The organism is Catenulispora pinistramenti, assembly GCF_018274385.1.
Lineage (GTDB): Bacteria > Actinomycetota > Actinomycetes > Streptomycetales > Catenulisporaceae > Catenulispora > Catenulispora pinistramenti.
The window spans coordinates 18,284-37,817 of the sequence record NZ_JAAFYZ010000093.1 but is presented as its reverse complement, the minus strand read 5'-3'; the positions used below and the strand labels follow the sequence as shown (position 1 = coordinate 37,817).

Annotated in this window: 14 protein-coding genes; 5 read left to right on the top strand and 9 right to left on the bottom strand. The window is 70.2% G+C overall.

The annotated features are described in order from the left end of the window. On the bottom strand, positions 1–609 hold a 609-nt coding region (locus KGQ19_RS25215; protein ID WP_212012442.1), incomplete at its 3' end, for a hypothetical protein. A 241-nt stretch (positions 610–850) separates the two neighbouring features. On the opposite strand from KGQ19_RS25215, the gene KGQ19_RS25210 reads away from it, so the two are divergent. The 5 genes from KGQ19_RS25210 to KGQ19_RS25190 all read left to right on the top strand — a co-directional run bounded on the left by KGQ19_RS25210 (position 851) and on the right by KGQ19_RS25190 (position 6,646). After that, positions 851–1,639, top strand: a complete 789-nt coding sequence (locus KGQ19_RS25210; RefSeq protein ID WP_212012440.1) for a hypothetical protein — start codon at positions 851–853, stop codon at positions 1,637–1,639. A 13-nt stretch (positions 1,640–1,652) separates the two neighbouring features. Continuing rightward, positions 1,653–3,107 carry an O-antigen ligase family protein gene (locus tag KGQ19_RS52060; protein ID WP_212012438.1) on the top strand — a complete coding sequence of 485 codons (1,455 nt, stop codon included), beginning with the start codon at positions 1,653–1,655 and terminating at the stop codon, positions 3,105–3,107. Further along, entirely contained in the window at positions 3,104–4,693 is a 1,590-nt protein-coding gene (locus tag KGQ19_RS25200) for a lipopolysaccharide biosynthesis protein (protein ID WP_212012436.1), read from the top strand. Before KGQ19_RS52060 ends, KGQ19_RS25200 begins: the two co-directional genes overlap by 4 nt. Before the next feature lie 106 nt (positions 4,694–4,799). Beyond that, positions 4,800–5,417 (top strand): TetR/AcrR family transcriptional regulator, encoded by a 618-nt coding sequence (locus tag KGQ19_RS25195; RefSeq protein ID WP_212012434.1) that lies wholly within the window; start codon positions 4,800–4,802, stop codon positions 5,415–5,417. After that, complete coding sequence (locus KGQ19_RS25190) at positions 5,414–6,646, top strand: cytochrome P450 (RefSeq protein WP_212012432.1); 1,233 nt, start codon at positions 5,414–5,416, stop codon at positions 6,644–6,646. The genes KGQ19_RS25195 and KGQ19_RS25190 overlap by 4 nt, the downstream gene beginning before the upstream one ends. A gap of 32 nt (positions 6,647–6,678) precedes the next feature. Here the strand turns inward: KGQ19_RS25190 and KGQ19_RS25185 are convergent, their stop codons facing one another. From KGQ19_RS25185 to KGQ19_RS25150, 8 genes are all read right to left on the bottom strand, one after another. After that, a complete protein-coding gene (locus tag KGQ19_RS25185) occupies positions 6,679–9,045 on the bottom strand; it encodes an ATP-binding protein (RefSeq protein WP_212012430.1) in 2,367 nt (788 codons plus the stop codon). Positions 9,046–9,161: 116 nt separating this feature from the next. Further along, a complete protein-coding gene (locus KGQ19_RS25180; RefSeq protein WP_212012428.1) occupies positions 9,162–10,217 on the bottom strand; it encodes a glycosyltransferase family 2 protein in 1,056 nt (351 codons plus the stop codon). A gap of 62 nt (positions 10,218–10,279) precedes the next feature. Beyond that, positions 10,280–14,083 (bottom strand): DUF4082 domain-containing protein, encoded by a 3,804-nt coding sequence (locus KGQ19_RS25175; RefSeq protein ID WP_212012426.1) that lies wholly within the window; start codon positions 14,081–14,083, stop codon positions 10,280–10,282. Between the two features lie 58 nt (positions 14,084–14,141). Continuing rightward, complete coding sequence (locus KGQ19_RS25170) at positions 14,142–15,281, bottom strand: DegT/DnrJ/EryC1/StrS family aminotransferase (RefSeq protein ID WP_212012424.1); 1,140 nt, start codon at positions 15,279–15,281, stop codon at positions 14,142–14,144. Positions 15,282–15,367: 86 nt separating this feature from the next. Next, positions 15,368–16,066 carry a NeuD/PglB/VioB family sugar acetyltransferase gene (locus tag KGQ19_RS25165; RefSeq protein WP_212012422.1) on the bottom strand — a complete coding sequence of 233 codons (699 nt, stop codon included), beginning with the start codon at positions 16,064–16,066 and terminating at the stop codon, positions 15,368–15,370. Beyond that, on the bottom strand, positions 16,059–17,174 hold the full coding sequence (locus tag KGQ19_RS25160; protein ID WP_230419396.1) for a DegT/DnrJ/EryC1/StrS family aminotransferase: 1,116 nt from the start codon (positions 17,172–17,174) through the stop codon (positions 16,059–16,061). The genes KGQ19_RS25165 and KGQ19_RS25160 overlap by 8 nt, the downstream gene beginning before the upstream one ends. Before the next feature lie 41 nt (positions 17,175–17,215). Next, positions 17,216–18,355 (bottom strand): NAD-dependent epimerase/dehydratase family protein, encoded by a 1,140-nt coding sequence (locus tag KGQ19_RS25155; protein WP_438801878.1) that lies wholly within the window; start codon positions 18,353–18,355, stop codon positions 17,216–17,218. Positions 18,356–18,456: 101 nt separating this feature from the next. Beyond that, complete coding sequence (locus KGQ19_RS25150) at positions 18,457–19,533, bottom strand: Gfo/Idh/MocA family protein (protein WP_212012409.1); 1,077 nt, start codon at positions 19,531–19,533, stop codon at positions 18,457–18,459. Position 19,534: the final 1 nt, after the last annotated feature.

Sequence of the window (19,534 nt, the reverse complement as noted above, 5' to 3'; positions counted from 1 at the left end):
TCCCAGCAGCAGCACCCCGGCCAGCGCCCTGCTCTTGCGCACCGGCACCAGTCCGGTCGAGGGCGCCACCAGCATCTGCGTCGTCACCCGGTCTCCCGGTGCGACGCCGACGCGGTTCTGCAGGTCCACCAGGTTCGCGTCCAGCGCACCCATCAAGATCCGCAGCGACTGCGCTGCGGCCGCCACGCTCGGCCCGTCGGCCGTGATGTCCAGCCGCGGCATCCAGTAGTCCGGTTCCTGCGTCGTCCCGCTGTTGCGCGGCGTCAGCGAGTAGCCGGCCGCCATCCCCTGCGTGTGCAGCTGCGCCGCGCTCGAATCGCTCGACAAGCCCTGGGCGATCAGCGCAGCGGTCGCCGCCAGCGAGGCTTTCTGGTCGGCGTAGGGGTTCGGGTTGTCCGCCGCCGCGTCCTCGGCTGTCGGCGCCTCGACCGCGATCACGGCCTGGGTCCGGTACCGGGGCGCCGGGTGCGCGGCGTAGTAGCCGCCGACCAGGGTCGCCGCCAGGATCGGCACGGCCAGCCACCACGCGCGGGCCCGGCTGCGCACCGCGTGCCAGAGCCCTGATGCGCGCCACCCCGGCGCCACCGTGAACCCGTCTACCGCCCGCACCCGAAACCTCCTGATCCGCCCCGACCCGGCGCGCGTCCGACCACTCCCGGCCGCACCCGCCGACCCCCTCGATGATGCAGCTCGGCGCCCCCGCGCGAAACCCCGAAAGCCCCGGGACATCCCCACCCGACCCGCGCCGTCCGTTTCCTTCCCAGAGGCCTGATACAGCCCTATCATGGACCGACGTCGGGCCCCGTCTGGGACCCGGCACGCGAGGCCGAACGCGAAACGTGGGGGGACCATGGATCTCGGCACGATGCTGCGCGTCATGCTCAGGCGCTGGTACGTAGCCGCCCCGGCACTCATCGTCGCGATCGCGCTGCCCGGTGCCGCCTGGACGATGATCGCCCCGAAGTACCTGACCACGTCCACGATCAGCCTCCTGAACTCCTCGGCCGCCTCCAGCGCGAACCAGCGCACCGGCAACCCGTTCCTCGCCTTCGACAGCTCCCTGACACCGATGGCCGACTTCCTCGCCCGCCGCCTGAGCTCCGACCAGTCGGCCGCCGACCTGGCGGCCCGCGGCGTCGTCGACCCGGCCGCGGCGGAACTGGCGCCGAACGCCTCAGGGCCCTTCCTCACCCTCACCGTGACCGGCAAGAACCAAGCCACGGTCCTGTCGGAGCTGCAGACCTTCGACCAGTACGCGATCGAGCAGCTCGCCTTGATCCAGACCAGCACCAACGCCGCGCTCCCGACGTCGACGCTGATCCGAGCGGTCGTCGTGGTCCCGCCGCAGCAGCCGACCGCGTCGAAGAAGACGAAGTACGAGGACGTGGCCGGCGCCGGCGTCGTCGGCCTGGGGATCCTGTTCCTGTCCGTCTTCGGCATGGAGGCGATGGCGCTGCGACGAGCCCGCGACCGCGCGGCGGCACAGGGCCCGCACCGCAGGCTCGTGATCTCCTCAAGCATGGACCTGGACCTCGAACTCGACCCGGAGGACGAGGACGAGACAGAACCCTGGATCGACATCGAACCGCTCCCGCTGGAACACCTGGTGACCACCGATCACGACCCCGGCACCCGCTGAGGAGCGCCGAACCGTGAGCGCCCCGGCGCCCTCGCGCATCAGACGCGCCACCGGCCGCCGTACCCCCGCCGCCATGTCGCAAAGCCCTGATCCGGCGACCCGGGCACCTGCCGAGACCAAGCCGCCACGCTGGGACGCGACCTCGGTCCTGACCGTCTACGCCGGCCTCGTCATGCTGGCCCCGGCCACCCAGACCGTCGCCAACCTGGGCGCCCTGGGCGCTCCGGCGACGATCTACTCCGTCCTGGCCTTCCTCTGGTTCCTGGCCGGCCGCCTGACCGGACGCCTCACCCTCGACCCGGCGTCCGGCTCGGTCCGCAAGGCGATGTGCGTGCTGACGGCCGCGTTCACTTTGTCCTATATAGGTCTTTCGGGCCGATCGGCCAGCGTTCTGGAGACCCAGGCCGCCGACCGAGCCCTGATCCTCATGCTGATCTGGTGCGGTCTGGTCGTCGTCGCCTCCGCCGGGATCACCGACCGAGCCCGCCTCGACACCCTCCTGCGCCGCCTGGTCCTGTTCGGCACGATCGTCGCGGCGATCGGCATCCTCGAGTTCTTCTCCGGCTGGCAGCTCACCGAACACCTGATCATCCCCGGCCTGTCCACCAACGTCGACCCGGCCGCCACCGGCGCCCGCGGCGGCCACCTCCGGGCCCAGGCCACCACCACCCAGCCGCTGGAATTCGGCGCCGTCATCGCGATCCATCTGCCGTTCGCCATCCAACAGGCCGGCGACCCCGCACGACGCGGACCGGGCCTGCGTGCCATGCTGCGCCGCTACGCCCCGGTCACCATCATGATCATCAGCCTGCCGATGACGGTGTCCCGCACCGCGATCATCGGCCTGGTCGTGGTCCTGGCGGTCCTGCTCCCGTCCTGGCCGAAGCGGCGCCGACGCCCCGCCTACGTCATGACCCTGTTCGGCGCCGCGGCCGTCCGCGTCCTTGTGCCGGGGCTACTCGGCACGATCATGGTCCTGTTCTCCTCGGCCTCCGGCAACGCCGACAACAGCACGCAGGCCCGCACCAAGGACTACGCGGGCGTCGCGCCCTATATCCAACAACGGCCATGGTTCGGCCGCGGTCCGGCCACGTTCATCCCCATCCTCTACCGCTACACAGACGACTACTACCTCCTGGCCCTCGTGGAGATCGGCATCGTCGGCGTCCTGGCGATCCTGGTCGTCTACTTCACCGGGATCCGCGCCGGGCGGCTGGGACGCCGCCTGAGCGGCGACGAGGCCTACCGCGACCTCGGCCAGTGCTTCGCCGCGGCCTTCGCCGTGATGCTGGTCATCAGCGCCACGTTCGACACACTCAGCTTCCCCATGCTCAGCGGCCTGTTCTTCTTACTCTTCGGATGTTCGGGTGCGTATTTGGGCATCGCACGCTCCGAGGCCGCGAAAGCCGACCGAGCCGCCAAGGCCGCCCCCAGACCCGCCACGACGACCCGGGCCGGTGCCGAATGAGCGAATCGCAAGACGCCGTGGAGCCCATCGCAGAGCCCATCGCGGGGTCCATCGCGGAACCTGCCACGGGCCCGGCCACGGCACCGGCCGCCGAATCCCTCGGCGACCGCGTCCGCTCCGCCGCCAAGTGGAGCCTGATCAATACCCTGATCATCAGGATCGGCACCTTCGCCACCGGCGTCATCCTCGCCCGAGGCGCGCTGACGCCGGCCGACTGGGGCCTGTACGCGATCGGCAGCGTCGCCCAGGCGGTGCTGCTGTCGTTCAACGAGTTGGGCGTCAGCCTGGCCGTGGTGCGCTGGGACCGGGATCCGCGCGAGTTCGCACCGACGGTCGTCACCCTCGCGACGGCCTCCAGCACGCTGCTCTACGTCGGCCTCTGGTTCCTGGCCCCAGACCTCGCACGCATGCTGGGCTCCCCGCACGCGATCGGCGTCCTGCGCATCCTGTGCTTCGCGGTCGTCGTCGACGGCATGGCGTGCGTCCCGAACGCGGTCCTGATGCGCGAGTTCCGCCAACGCGCGCGACTGACGATCGATCTGCTGACCTTCGTGGTGAGCTCCGGCCTCACGCTGATCCTGGCGTTCCGCGGCTGGGGCGCGTCGAGCTTCGCGTGGGGCGGCGTGGCCGGAGTGATGGTCGCGTTGGTGGGCTGCGGAATCGCGGCACCCGGGTACCTCCGGCCCGGCTGGGACCGGGCCACAGCCCGCGAACTCGTCCACTACGGGGCCCCGCTCGCCGGCGCCAGCCTGTTCGTCCTGGCGACGATGAACACGGACAGCGCGGTGGTCGGCGCCACACTCGGCCCGGTCTCGCTGGGTTTGTATCGGGTGGCGTTCACTATGTCGAGCTGGCCGGTACGCGCCATCTCCGAGACCGCGCGCCGCGTTTCCTTCGCCGGCTTCTCGCGGGCAGCCGAGTCCGCGCACACCCTCACCGAGGGCTTCACCAGCGGCCTGTCACCGCTGCTGATCGCCTCAGTCCCGGCCTGCGCGCTGCTCGCGGCCCTGCCGGGCCCGGTGATTCGCGCCGTCTACGGCGACCAGTGGAACGGCGCCACCGGGGCCCTCCGCTACCTGGCCATCCTCGGCCTGCTCCGGATCATCTTCGAACTCTGCTACGACTTCCTGGTCGCCGCCGGTAGATCCCGAGCGCTCCTGACCGTGCAGGCACTCTGGCTGGCCGCCCTGATCCCCGCGCTCGTCATCGGCGCGCATCACCATGGCCTCAGCGGCGTCGGCATGGGGCACATCATCGTCGCCGCGGGCCTTATCGCGCCTGCCTACCTGGTGACGCTCCGAGCCGTCGGCATCCGCCCTACGCGCATCCTCGCGGTGACATGGCGTCCAATCCTCGGCGGCGCGCTGATCGTGGCGGTGGCCTTGGCCGTGAACCACGTCGCCGGCAACTCCGACGCCGCCATCGCCGGTGCGGGGTTTGTGGCGGTAGCTGTGTATGTGCCGGTCGCCGTGCCCGCTTCGGCGATGCGGGAGGTGTGGATCGCGATGCGCTCCCGGATCGCGCGGGGCCGACGTTCCACGCTCTCGCCGCCACCGGTGGTCGCTGACGAATCAGCGCCCGTCTGAGCGAATCACAGCTCACTGATTCACGGCTAACCGGCTCGCCCTGCTCAGACGCGATCATCCGCGATCCTCATTGCCAGCTTTCAAACGTCGGCGTACCGTTCCGAACATGACTGTTCACCTCGGTGCTCTCAGCCGCTCCCGCCGTGCGACGAAGCGCCCCCTTCTCGACGTGGTCGCGGAAGTCCTCCTGGCACAGCCCGGCGCCTCGCTCGCGGAGGTCGCCGAATTCGCCGGCATCAGCCGGACCACGCTGCACAAGCACTACGCGACCAGGGACGAGTTGGTGCGTGCGGTCGGTCAGCGGGCCACGGAGATCTGGGAGCAGGCCGTGGATCGCGTCGCGGACGAGCCCGGCACGAAGGCGGGCCTGCGCCAGCTGCTCGCCGCGATGATCGAGAGCGGGCCGCAGCTGACGTTCCTGTGGCGCAACCCCGCCCTGGACGAGGACAACGAGCTGACCCGGCGCTACATCGACGTCGAGAACCGCTGCCTCGCCGTCCTGGACCGCGCCCGCAAGGAGGGTGTCCTCGCCGCCACCACCCCGGACTGGTGGCTGCTGCAAACGCTCTACGCGCTCGTATACACCGCCGCGGAATCCATCCAGTTCGGCAAGCTCGCGCCACTGGACGCACCGGATCTCGCGCTCAGCACTCTGCTCAACGGATTGGGCGCGCCGGCCACCGGCGCGGGATCAGGCAAGCCGGACAAGGGGGAGTCGGAATGAGCAAGTTCTCGCAGACGGTCGGACTCGCGACAGGCCTGGCCCTGCGACGCGCAGACGTCCGCTATCTGGCGCACGTCAAGCACGAGCCGCTGGCGATGCTCCAGACGCCCAAAGGCCGTAAGGATCCATACGCGATCTACCGCCTGATGCGCCAGAACGGAACGCTGACACTCACCCCTCGCGGCAATTTCGTGACGGCGCACCACCGGGTCTGCAACGCGGTGCTGCGCGACCGCCGTTTCGGCGTCGCCCAGGACCCGGACCTGAACCTGTCGTTCCTCGGCATGAACGCTCCCGACCACACCAGACTGCGCCGGCTGGCCCAGCCCTCCTTCAGCCCCAAGACCCTGCCGACGTTCCGCGACCGCATCGAGAAGACCGTCGGCTCCCTGCTCGACCAGGCCACCGCGAACGGCGGCCGGTTCGACCTGGTCCCCGCCTTCGCCACCCCGCTCCCGATCAGCGTCATCACCGACCTGCTCGGCATCCCCGACGCCGACAGCCGCGAGTTCGGCGAACACGGCGCCGTCGTCGGCAGCGTCCTGGACGGCATCAAGTCGGTACGCCACGCGGTCCGCTTCCAAGCCGCGAACGCCAAACTGCACACCCTGTTTGAAAACCTCTTCGAACTCCGCCGCCACGAGCCCGCCGACGACCTGATCACCCGCCTGGTGGCCGCCGAGGCCGAGGATCAGGTCAAGCCGGGCGAACTGGAGCACATGGTCCTCCTGCTGCTGATCGCCGGCTTCGAGACCACGGTCAACGTCATCGGCAACTGCGTCCTCGCGCTCATGAAGAACCCGGAGCAATGGGAAGCACTCCGCGCCGACCCCGAACGCATGGCCCCCAAGGCGGTCGAGGAAGCACTGCGCTACGACCCGCCGGTCCAGGGCACCAGCCGCATCGCACTGGAGGACGTGGAGCTGGAAGGCCAGCTGGTGCACCGCGGACAGTGGGTCATCACCATGATCGGCGGCGCGGGCCACGACCCCGACGTCTACGAACAGCCCGACGAGTTCGACATCGGACGCAACGCCACAGCCGAGCACCTGGCCTTCTCCGGCGGGATGCACTACTGCGTGGGCCAGCCACTGGCCCGCATGGAGCTGAACATCGCGATGCAGCTACTGGCCGAGCGCATGCCGAAGCTCAGGGTCGCCGGCCCGGTGCGCCGCCGCACCACGTCCACTATCAGGGGCCTACGACAGCTGCCGGTCAGCGCCGGCTGAGTCCTCGGATCAACGCAGCCGACACACGCACCTCACCCCGCCCCAAGGACCTCTGACTCCCTGGCCGCGGGGCGATAGCGCAGCGGCGACGCGTCCAGCCGGGCCCGGAAACGCGCGGCCTCGTCCCGACCCAGGCCCCGGAAGACCGCAGAGGACGCCTTGACCAGCTCCTCAGCCGCCTGCACGTTCCCCATCCCGTTGAGCGCCGAGGCGATCCCGTGCAGACACTCCGCGTGCCGGAAGTGATCGCCGTTCGCCCGATAGACCTCCGCCGCACGGCGCAGCCACCGCTCCGCGTCCTCGAACCGCCTCAACACCAGGGTGGTGTAGCCGATATTCCGATTGGCCATGGCCAGACCGTAAGGATCGTTCGTCCCCTCGATGATCGGCAGCGCCGTGATCAGGCACTCCAGTGCCTCCTCCGGCCGGTTCAACGCGTGCAGGCACACGGCCATGTTGTTCAGGACCTTACTCTCGGCGTTCCGATCGCCGGTCTGGCGGAGCCGGACCAGCGCCTCACGTCCGCGTTCGTGCCCCAGCTCCGGCTGTCCGGCCTCCATGTGGAACCAGATCAGGGAGACCATCGTGGCGTTCTCGCCGTCCCGGTCACCGACAGCGCGGAACATCTCCAGCGCGGTTTCGAGATGGGCGCCGGCTTCATCGACCATTCCCAGGCGATATTCGGCCCCGCCCAACCGGCCGGAGATCCAAGCCTGCGCCGACGGATCCCGCACCGCCCGGGCCGCGTCCATCGCCGGTCGCAGAAGCCTGATCGAGGGCTCCCAGTTCTCCACGGTCCCGAAGTAGATCGAGGTCACAGCCGGGATCCGCCACTGCGGATACCGGATGCCGAACTTCGCCGCCGTCTCCACCGCGGCCTGGATACTCGCCAGCTCCATCTCGAACCACGCGATGGCTTCCGCACTGGATGCGAAGGCCGCCGTGTAGCCGAGCGTCTCACGGTCCGGGACCGGAATGGCGTAGCGCGTCGGATTGATGGTCTGGGCGGCGGCATCCGTCTGCGTCACGTACCAGGCAAGCACCCTTCGCACCGCTTCATCACGCGAATGTTCCGAACAGTCCTCTTCGGCCTTCTTGGCTGCGTAAGCATGCAGCAAGTCGTGCATCTCATACCGGCCCTGAGGCTTCACCTGGAGCAGGTTCTCGTCTGCCAGATCCTCCAGAGCCGAGCGTGCCTCAAGGACCGACGTCCCGGCGAGAGCCGCGGCGGAGTCCGCCGTGAAGTCCCGGCCAGGATGCAGGGAGAGCAGCCGGAAAACGGACTGAAGCCGGGCGCTCAGGCCGTCATAGGAGAGGTCGAAGACAAGCCTGGGTGACCGATTGCTCTGCTCCAACGCATCGAGCTTGTCGGAACGCAACTGGCCGACGAAGTCCGCCAGCTGCGCCGTGGGCCGGGCCCGCAGCCGGGACCCGGCCAGTGCGACCGCCAACGGCAGACCGCCGCAGGCCTCCCCGATCTCGGCCACCGCGGCGGACTCGCCCTTCAGCCGCGTGTCGCCGACGATCCGTTCAAGCAGGGCTCGGGTCTCCCCCGAGGTGAAGACGTCGAGCTGGACGAAGTTCGCGCCGTCCAGCCCCAGCAGGCTGCGTCGGCTGGTCACCAGGACCAGGCAGCTCGGGCTGGCCGGAATCAGGTCCCTGATCTGGTCCTCGTCGGCCACGTTGTCCAGCAGGATCAGGGCCCGCTTGCCGTGCAGGCGGTCGCGGAACATCGCGGCCCGCTCGTCCCGGTCCCGGGGGATCCGCGAGGTCGGCACCCCGAGCGCCCGCAGGAACTCCGCGAGCACGGTCGCCGGATCGACCGGCGGCTGATCGGCGTCGAACCCGCGCATGTTGGCGAAGAGTTGAGCCTCGCCGTAGTGCCCGGCCCGGAGGAGCGCATGGGCGGCGTGAACGGCCAGGCGGGTCTTGCCGACGCCGGCCATGCCCTCGATCGCCGACACCACGACCATCGGGGTCAGCCCGTCGCCGGCCGGCGCCATCGCGGCGTCGAGCAGTTGCTGCAAGGCGGCCGTGCGCCCGGTGAAAGTCGCCAGATCCGCGGGGAGCTGCCGGGCCGACCCGGCCGGCCCGCCGGGCTTGGGCCCGGCGTGCGCTCGCAGGCAGGCCCGCCGCCACTGCTCGACCTCGGCCTCGGCCAGGCCCAGCGCGCGCAGGATCGCCACCACCAGATCCAGGTCCAACCGGCGCCGCCCGGCCCGGAACACATCGGCGATCGTGGACGCCGCCACCGCCCGCGGCGGCCGGAGCACCGGCCCGACCCGTTTGGCCAACGTCCGATACGAGGGCGCGCCGACCCAGACCCGCAGCTGACCCAACGCCTCGATGAACTCCGCGAGATCCGCGGATCCGGCCGGATCAGGATGTGTCGTATCCACCCCTGCGCCCCCAGTCACTTCAATGACAGGGATTGTAACGCTGGGACTTGCCCGGGAAGGTTCGGTCTGTGGAGGATTCAGTCCAGGCGAAAGGGCACATCAAGCTCCGAATCGGCTCACCAACCCCGCCGCCGCCAGGACTGCCACCAGACCCACTCCCGACCCCGATTCACCGCCGCGCTCACCACCAGCGGCCGCAGGTACGGCATCGCCCGCTCGCCGACCGCGCGCCGCACCCGCAGCCCCGCGTACTCCGGCAGCCGGCGGTAGTCCGGCCAGCAGTCGGCCGCGAAGGCCAGCAGCTCCGCGACCGGGATCGTGTGCGTCAGCCCCTTGTCATAGGCGCGCACCGCCCGCCGCAGCGCCTGCCGCGCCAGCTTGCGCCGCATCTCCGCGGCCCAAGCGTCAGCCTCCGGCATCGCCTCGCCACACTTCACCAGCACCGACTCGAACGCCGCGCGCCGCTGCCGCAAGTCGTCCAGCTGGCCGCCGAAGTCCACCGTGGACATGTTCGCCCCGTGTCGCCGGTAGTACGCCTGGTCCGCGCCGCGGATGTGCCCGACGTCCGCCACCGCCGCCGCGCGCATCCACATCTCGATGTCCCCGGAGTGCGGCAGCGCCGGGTCGTAGCCGCCGATGCGCTTCTGCACCGACGTCCGCATCACCACCTCCGGCGACGTGATGCACCCCTGCGCCGTCCGGAACCGCCGCCGCAGCCACCACAGCCCCGGCCGCACCGCCCACTGCCCGGGACGCCAGTCCGCCCCGCGCGCGACCGGCAGCGCCGCACTGTCCTGGAACGTCAGCGGATGCCCGTAGACGAACCCCACCGACAGGTTCGCGTCCAGCAGCGCCGTCGCCCGCACCAACGCCCCGGGCGTCAGCCGGTCATCGGCCGACAGCAACACGCAGTAGTCGCTCTCGGCCCAGTCCAGCAGCCCCTCGTTGTAGGTGGCGATGTGCCCCCGGTTGGCCTCGTGCACCGCCACCGAGATCCGGGCATCGGCGGCCGCCAACTCCCGGGCCCGATCCGCCGAGTCGTCGGGCGAAGCGTCGTCGATGATCAGTACTCGAACATCGACGCCGGGCTGTTCGTCCAGCACGCTCCGCACGCAGTCGGCCAAGAAATGCCCGTACCGATAGCAGGGAATCACGACGCTGACACTGCCCATATCACTCCGCCCGATCCGAATCGACGAACCCACGCCTACTGATCCCACACGTGCCGAACCGCCTACCGAACCCCAGGCCGGTTACTCCGGCTCCCATAGGAAGGCCCCGGCAACACCCCGGGCGCCACTCCCACCGGCGTCCCCATCCCCGGCACGCGAGACGACCCGCCATCAACCGTCGTCGGGGCAATGACCCACGTCAGCGGCGGCGTCGGATCGTCATTATCAACGTTCGCATTCACCGTCACCCGATACGTGCCGTTCCGAGGCAGCAACCCCTCCGGGTGGAAGGCCACGATCCGAGTCGTCGGATCGAACGTCACGTATCCCGGCATGATCGTCCCCGGCTCCCACTCCTGCCCCGGCACCGGCGCCGCCGTCACCACCGACACCTTCACCGAAGCCGGATCCGCGGTAGCCGGCAGCACGGTCGTGATCGGATGCGTCGGGTCCATCACCGGATCCTCACGCAGCGAGATCCGCCCTGCCCCCGGCACCGTCGACCCCGTCGTCCGCCCCCCACTGACCCGCGAACTCGGGCTCTGCAACTGCGTCGCCCCCGCACTCGGGGCCGGCGCCGCCGTCTGGAAGATCGGGTCCACCCAGTAGTTCGTCGCGTTGTAGGTGTTGGTCGGGAACGCGGTCGTGGATCCATACGCATAGACCCCGTTCCCACTAGCCGGCGCACTGAGCGGATAGTAGGTATGCGCGGACCCGAAGTACCCGGCGTCGGCCGAGTAGTGCCCGACCGGCGCGTGATAGGAGACCACATACTGCGTGTTCGCCGCGATGCTCACCGGCGTCGCGAACGTCAACGTCTGCCACCCGGACGCGCTCTCACCGGTGAACGTCCCGGTAGCCAGCTGCTGCCCGGTAGCGCTCCACAGCGTCCCGGTGTGGGTCCCGGTGTTCCCAGTGCTCTTATAGAAGCGAAGACCCGTCACGTTCCCGGCCACCGACGACGAGAACTTCGCCCCGAGCTCCACCGAGTTCCCATCCCCGGAATCCACCGTCGCGGGCACCGTGGACGTCGGCCACAACGTGCACGGACACTGCGGCGCGGGCATCGTCGCCGCCGTGGTGAACGTCCACGTCACCGGCGCGGTCATGGCGTTCCCGTTGACGTCGTCCGCCTGGATGGAGGCCGTGTAGCCGGTGCTCAGGGCCAACGGACTGTCCGGCGTGAACACCACAGTGTTCGTCGCGGCGGTATAGCTCAGCGACCCGGGCACCGCGGTACCCGTCCCGTCCTTGACCGTGAAGTTCACCGTCGTCATGTCGATCCCGTAACTGAACGACGCCGACACCTGCGTCGTCGGTGACACCGCGGTCGACCCCGAGCCAGGGCTCGTACTCGTCACGGTGGGCGGCGTGGTCGGAACCCCGGTGTTGTCGAACACCGGATCCACCCAGTAGTTGGTGTCGTTGAAGGAGTTGTTCGGGAACACCGTCGACGCCCCGTAGGAAAAGACCCCGTTCCCGCCGTCGACCCCGGTCTGCAACGCCTTGATCGGCACCTGCCCGGCCCCACTGGACGTGAAGTACCCCGGGTCAGCCGCGTAGTGCCCGACCGGCGCATGGTAGGAGACGACATACGTCGTGTTCGCCTTGATCGTCACCGGGGTCGTCAGATTCAACGTCTGCCAGCCGGGCTGCGTCACCGTCGCCGTCGAAGCCGGGGTGGACGCCAGCAGCTGCCCGGTCGAGGTCCACAAGCTCGCCACGTGGGAGCCGGTGTTCGCCGGGCTTTGATAGAAGCGGATCCCGGTGATCTTGCCCGCGGTGGACGTGCGGAACTTGGTCCCCACCTCCACCGAGGAGCCGTCCCCGCTGTCCGGGGTCGCGGGCGAGGCGGTGGACGGGAAGATCACACACGGACAGATCTGCGGCCCGACCGTCAGGCTCACCGACTGCGCGGACCCGATGTCCGCGTTGTCGTCCTCGGCACGCACCAGGATCTGTGCCGTCCCGATCGTGGTCGGCGTCCACGGATAGCTCCACGACACCGCCCCACCGGTGGTCTGCGTGGTGCTGGCGGCGTGCCAAGTACTGCCGCCGTCCACCGAGACCTCGACCCGCGCCACCACGGTCCCGGCCGCCGGCGTCGCCACGCCGGTCGCTGTCAGGGGCTTGAGAACCTGCACCGAGCTACCGGAGGCCGGAGCGGTCACCGACGTCGTCGGTCCCGGCGTGCCGGCCGGCAGCGCCGTCCCGGTCACCAGCCCGGCCTGCGGCGTCGTCGGCTGCTCGCCCATGTCGGCCAGGACGTTCATCGTCGCCTGCTGGACGTCCCGGTCCTGGGTCGTGCTCTGGTTCGGCGGATCCGGCGGGTTGGCGACGCCGGTGTTGTCGGTGTGCAGGTTCGACAGGCCCCACGACCACTGGACCGTGCCCGTCCCGAACACCAGCGCGTGCGAGGTCGGGTCGCGGAACTCCACCAGGCTGTTGGTGGCCTGCCCGGTCGCGTAGTCGTTGCCCCAGTCCGTCCGGAGCTGGTCCACGGTCAACGTCGTCGAGGACAGGTCGATCTCGCCCGCCGGTCTGGTCGCGTCCGGGAAGTCGGAGTCCCATTCGTAGCCGAGCAGGCCGTACGGCGTGCTCTCCGAACCGGAGATGAGGCTGGCGACCGAGGTGTGGCGCCACACCCGCAAGTCGGCGTAGTTCGATGAGAACGTGATCGGCGAGTACTGATTCGCGTTGACCGAGAACAGCGATCCGGTCAATTGGTCCTCTGGCGCGGCACCGGTCCCGATGCCGTGCGTATCCATCCAGGTCCCGGTCCACTGCCCGGTCGGGTCCGGGACGCCGTCCACCGGGTTGGTGCCGTACAGCTTGGTCATCTTGTACGTGGTCAGGGTGCGGTTGGCCGTGTTCGTCCCGTCGATGCTGTTCTCGAAGCGGGTCCGCCAGAACACCTCGTTGCCGGACATGAAGATCTGGTTCTGTCCGGCCTTGCGCGCAGCCATGACGTTGTTCCACTGGCTCTGGTTCCAGTACTCGTCATGGCCGGAGGAGATGAAGACCTTGTGGTTGCTGACCGACGCCGGATCCGTGGTGGCATCGATCCCTGAGATATAGCTGACGTCGTAGCCGTTCTCCTCCAGCCAGTACACCAGCGCGAACTCCGAGCCGAAGACCCCGTTCTGTCCGATGTCCGGCAGCGGCCGGTTGTAGCTGACGCGGTACGCGCGGCCGTCTGGCGCCGGGCCGTTGCCGACGTACAGGTCCTGGCCGCCGTAGGTGTTGTAGGCCTGCCAGGTCTCATCCGAGGTCTGCACGACGATGTCGCTGTGGTGCGCGGCGTTGTCGGGCTCGCGCACCACCACCGGCACCGGCATGTAGCCGATCAGCGCGTCGGTGCTGTCCCACTGCTCCAGCGCGATGATGTAGATCCCTGACACCGCGTTCGACGGCACCTGGATCGACACCGGCGCCGACCAGTTCCCGCAGTCCACCAAGCCCGTGGACTTGTCGGAGTCGCAGGCCGGCAGGGTGCTGCCGTAGTTGGCCGGATACGTCCCGGTCGAGGTGTTCATGCTCCACGACATCAGCCGCGAGCCGGCGCCGCCGTAGTAGCCCAGGCGCGAGACCTCGACCGCGTACTGCGTCGGCGACTCCACCTTCAAGGTGATCGTGCCGCCCGGCAGGACGCTCTGGGCCGTGGAGAACCCCTGGATGTCCCCGTAGGCGCTGGTGTACGTCGCCAGGTTCCCGGCGCCGTCGGTCAGGTCCTGTACGCCCGCGGTCTGCTGGTTCTCACACGCCACCGCGTTCCCGCAGCTCGCCTGCGCCGGCTGGGCCACGCCCCACACCGTCACCACTCCAGCGACCGCCACCGCGACGAGCGCGGAGGCGGACTTCCTCAATCCACTGAGAATCTTGCTCTGCGACATCGTTCCGCGACCTCGTTCGAGTGCCCTGGTGCTACAACGGACGGCGCCGGGGCGCGGACAGCGCCCGGGCCAGGGCGGCGACCACGGTCTCCTGCTGCTCCCGCATCAGGTGCGGGTGCAGCGGCAGGGAGAGCGTGTGCGCCGCGATGTGTTCGGCGTGCGGGAACGACGCGTCAGTAGCGAACGCGCCGGTGTGGTGGAGCGGCACCGGGTAGTGGATCCCGGCGCCGATACCCTCGGCTTCCAGCTCGGCCAGGACCGCGTCGCGCGCGGCGACCTGGACGGTGTAGAGGTGCCAGACGTGCTCGTTGCCCGGCAGCACGGTCGGCACCGTGACGCCGTCGAGGCCGCCGAGCAGCTTGTCGTAGTACGACGCCGCCTCCTGCCGCGCGACGTTCCACTCCGGGAGCCGGCGCAGTTTCGCGCGCAGGACCACGGCTTGCAGCGCGTCGAGCCGGCTGTTGACGCCGGGGATGTCGTGCGCGTACTTGGCCAGGCCGCCGTGGCTGCCGAGCTTGCGCACGGTCTCGGCCAGATCTTCGTCGTCGGTGAGGACAGCGCCCGCGTCGCCGTAGGCGCCTAGGTTTTTGCCCGGGTAGAAGCTCGTCGCGGCGATCGCCCCGGGACCGGAGCCGGGCGTGCGACCGCGCCGCCTCGCGCCTTGGCACTGCGCGGCGTCCTCGACTATTCGAACCCGGCTCCTCACCGCCTCGGAGAGCCCGTTCAGCCCGGCCCGCAACTCCTCGACCGGCGCGAGCTGGCCGTAGAGGTGGACCGGCACGATCGCCTTGGTCGCCGGACCGATCGCGGCCAGCGCCGCCGGCACGTCGATCAGGCAGGTACTCCGATCGCAGTCCACGAACACCGGTTCGGCACCCGCCCGCACGACCGCGCCGGCGGTCGCCGCGAAGGTGTTCGCCGGCACGATCACCTCCTCGCCCGGCCGGACGCCGACCGCGCGCAGTGCCAGCTCGACGGCGTCCGTGCCGTTGGCGACGCCGACGCAGTGCTTCACGCCGGCGAACGCGGCGTACTCACGCTCGAAGGCCGCCACCTGCGGACCTCCGACGAACCCCGTCGTGGCCAGCACCTCGGCGAACCCGGCCTGCACCGCGTGCGCGATCTCCGCGTGCGCGGCGGCCAGGTCGACCAGGGGTATGCGCGGGCTCATGGTTTGGTCCTCCGGTGGGTATCGGTGCACCGCGCGGCCCGGCGCGGTGGTCGGCGAAGCGGACAGTGAGGCTGATGGACGGGTGGTCAAAGCACCGCTCGCCGGGCCAGGAGTTCCGGGAACGCGGCGTCGCGGAGCTTGCCGGCCGGATTGCCGACCCACACCTCGCCGTCCGGCACGTCCCGAAGCACCACCGAGCCCATGCCGACCTGCGCCCAGGCCCCGATGCGCACCCCTTCGCGCACCAACACCCCGGCCCCGAGGTAGGCACCCTCGCCGACCGCCACGCCGCCGCCCAGCTTCACGCCGGACGCCAGGGTCGCGTAGTCGCCGACCACGACGTCATGGGTCACGACGACCTGCGGCATCACGGCCACGTGCCGGCCGATCTTCGCCTGCGCGGTCAGGACGGCAGCGGCCAGGAGCACCGATCCGGCGCCCACCGTCGAGGTCTGCGATACGTGGGCTCGGCGATGGACGACGGTCGCGTACCGTGATTCCGGCAGGCCCAGGCGCTCGACGATCGCGGCTCGGGAGAAGTAGTTGCGCGGGTTCCCGACGCAGACCACGAGTCGCAGGTCTGGCCGCTCGTGGATCAGGTCGATCGGACCCAGGACCTGGCCGGCGATCGGCAGCTCGGGCAGGGCGTCGTCGAGGAATCCGGCGAAGACGTCCGAGTCCGGGTACAGATCGCGCAGAGCGTCGGCGGTCTCGCGGCCGAAGCCCCCAGCTCCCGCCACCGCGATCCGCGACCACGATGGTCCGGTAACGGCCAGGTCAGCCATGTACGGCCGCCTTCAGGACCGCGACCACTCGGTCTTGCTGCGCCTCGGTCATGCCGTGGAACACCGGCAGGATCAGCGAGTCCAGGCTCAGGGCTTCGGTGGCCGGCAGGCTCGGGGTGCTGACGTCCGCGTAGGCTGGCTCCAAGTGCGCGGCCATGATGCCGCGACGTGCGGAGATGCCAGCTTCGGAGAGCCTGAGCAGCAGCTCGTCGCGGTCTACCGGGAAGGTGTCGTCGAGCCGCACCCAGAAGGACTGGTAGTTGGTCTCGCCGTATCCGGGGTCTGATATCGCTGTCAGCCCTGGAATACCGGCCAGCTCGCGCTGATACCGCGACGCCAGCTCACGCCGCTCCGCGACCGTCGCGGCCAGCTTCCGCAACTGGACCAGCCCCACCGCGGCCTGGATGTCGGTCATCCGGTAGTTGAAGCCGGTCTCCAGGTAGGCCTCCAGCACCGGCTTCGCGCTCGCGTGCCGATCGGCGGCCGAGACGTTCATGCCGTGCTCGCGCAGCCGGCGTATGCGGGCCGCCCGCTCGGCGTCGTCGGTGGTGACCATGCCGCCTTCGCCGGTCGTGAGCAGCTTGCGCGGGTGGAACGACCAAGCCGCCACCTGCGCACCGACGCCCACCGGCTGGCCCCGGTAGCGAGCGCCCGCCGCGCACGCCGCGTCTTCCAGCAACGCCAGACCGTGCTCCTCGCACAGAGCCCGGATCGCGTCCAGATCCGCCGGCACGCCGCCTTGGTGCACGAGGATCACGGCGCGTGTCTGCGAGGTCAGCGCCGCCTCGATGGTCGCGGGCGTCAGGTTCCCGGTCGCCGGCTCGACGTCGGCGAAGACGGGCGTCGCGCCGACGTAGCGCGCGGCGTTCGCGGTCGCGATGAAGGACAGCGAGGGGACGACCACTTCGTCGGCGGCGCCGATCCCGAGCGCGACCAGGCCGAGGTGCAACGCGGCGGTCCCCGAGCTGACAGCCACCCCGTGCGCGGCCCCGACCTCGGCGGCGAACGCCCGCTCGAACTCTGCGACCCGCGGCCCTTGCGCCACCCACCCGGACCGCACCGCCTCGGCGGCGGCAGCGGCCTCCTCCTCGCCGAGCCACGGCACCATCACGGGGATGCGCGACGCGGCCTCGGTAGCCACCGTGGTGCTCACGACGCCGCTCCCTCAGGCACGGCCCCGGACGCGGACTTGGCCGCCGCCGCGGCCCGCTCGGCCGCGACCGCCACCAAGCTGGTCGCGTGGTCTGCGGCCACCGGCGCACCCGACCCGGACGCCGACTCCGACCCTGGCCCTGGCCCTGACTCTGGCTCTGGCTCTGACCCCAGTGCGACAGCAGTCGGCTGCTCCGCCCGCCACCACTCCACCAAATCCGCAAGCCCTTCCCGCAGCCCGATCTCCGCCACGAACCCCAGCCCCGCCGCGGCCCGCGCCGTGTCCGCCAGCCGCCGCGTCACGCCGTTCACGGCGCGCGGCGGGCCGTACTCCACCGGCATGTCCGAGCCCATGACCTCCAGCAGCGTCTTCGCCAGCTCGTTCAGGCTGGTCTCGACACCGCACGCCACGTTGAACACCTCGTCGGTGACGTCCGCCGCGGCCGCCAGCACGTTCGCCCGCGCGATGTCGGCGACGTGCACGAAGTCCATCGTCTGCGTGCCGTCGCCGAGGATCAGCGGCGGCTGGCCGGCGGCGATGCGTTCCATCCACCGGATCAGCACCTCGGTGTACAGCCCGTGGATGTCCATCCGCGGGCCGTAGACGTTGAAGTACCGCAGCGCGACATAGTCGAGCCCGTACATGCTCCGGAAGCTCCGCAGCATCGCCTCGTTGAACGCCTTCGCCGCGCCGTAGAAGGTGTCGTTGTTGTACGGGTGGTGGCGCTCGTCCGTCGGGAACTGCTCGGCCAGTCCGTAGATCGAAGCCGAGGACGACGCGATCACCTTGCGCACCCCGGCCGCCGCGGCGGCCTCCAGCACGTTGAACGTCCCGTCGACCAGCACCTCGTTGGCCAGCCGCGGCTCCTCGGCACACTGCGTGATCCGGATCGCCGCCAGATGGAACACCAAGTCAGTACCCGCGGTCAGCTCCGCGAGCAGCCCGCGGTCCCCGATGTCCCCCTCGACGATCTGCACCCGGCCGCTCGGCAGCGCCGCCGCCAGGTTGGCCCGCCGACCGCGCACGAAGTTGTCCAGGACGACCACCGACGCGCACCCGGCGTCCAGCAACCGGTCCACGACGTGCGATCCGATCGTGCCCGCGCCCCCGGTGACCAGTGCCCGGCTTCCCGCCAAGTCGACGGAGGCGCCAGCCGTGGTCGGCGCCTCCGCGGCCGCCGACAGGTCGGCAGTCCCCGCTCCGACCGCCGCGCCGACGAGCTCGCCATCAGTGCCCTTCATTCGCCCTCCAAGGCGTCGTCTCCCACAGCCACGAGGGCTCCGTTCTCGGCGAGGCTGCGCGAAGCGGCCTCCAGGATTCGCAGAACTCGAAGACCGGCCCGGCCGTCCGTGGCCGCCGGCGTCCCGGTCCGCACCGCCCGCGCGAACTCCTCGACCGCCGCCGCCAACGCCTCCCGCTCGATCAGCGCGGGCGCCACCATGTCGCCGATCCGGTACGACACCAAGGCCGCCCGCCGCTGGTCCACGCCGAGCTCGTCCGGGGTGGCCAGGTCCACGCCCCGGTCGAAGACGCTGACCCGCTGCGCCGGATTCAGGTCGTCCCACACCAGCGTCCGCTTGGAGCCGCCGACGATGGTCGTGCGCACCTTGGTCGGCGAAAGCCAGTTCACGTGCCCGTGCGCGATCGCCCCGGACGACAACGCCAACGTCAGATAAGCGACACACGTCCGTCCCGCGCCGATCGGGTCCGCTCCGGTCGCCGCCACCGCCACCGGCTTCAGATTCGGCGGCAGGATGAAGTCCAGGATCGACAGGTCATGCGGCGCCAGGTCCCACAACACATCGACATCCGGCTGGATCAGCCCCAGATTGATCCGCACCGAGTCGACGAAGTGGACCTCGCCGAGCTCGCCAGAATGAATCAGGTCCCTAATAGCCAGCGCGGCCGGCGTGTAGCAGTAGGTGTGGTCACACATCAGCACCAGATCGCGCTTCGCCGCCTCGGCGACCAGTTCGGCCCCCTCGGCCTCGGTAGCGGCCAACGGCTTCTCGACCAGCACATGCCGCCCCGACCGCAACGCCGCCAAGGCCACGTTCCGATGCGTCCGCGCCGGTGTGGCGATGGCCACCGCCTGCACCCGCGGATCGGCCAGTACCTCATCCAGCGCGCCGGTCACCCGGACGCTGGCATAAGGCGCCGCGACGTGCTCGGCCCGCTCGGTGTCCAGATCGCACAGCCAGCGCAGATCCCAGTCCGGCGAGGCCATGAAGTTCCGTACGAGGTTCGGCCCCCAGTATCCGGCGCCGACCACCGCGATGCCCGGCCGCTCCGCGGCCCGCGTTCCCCCCGACATC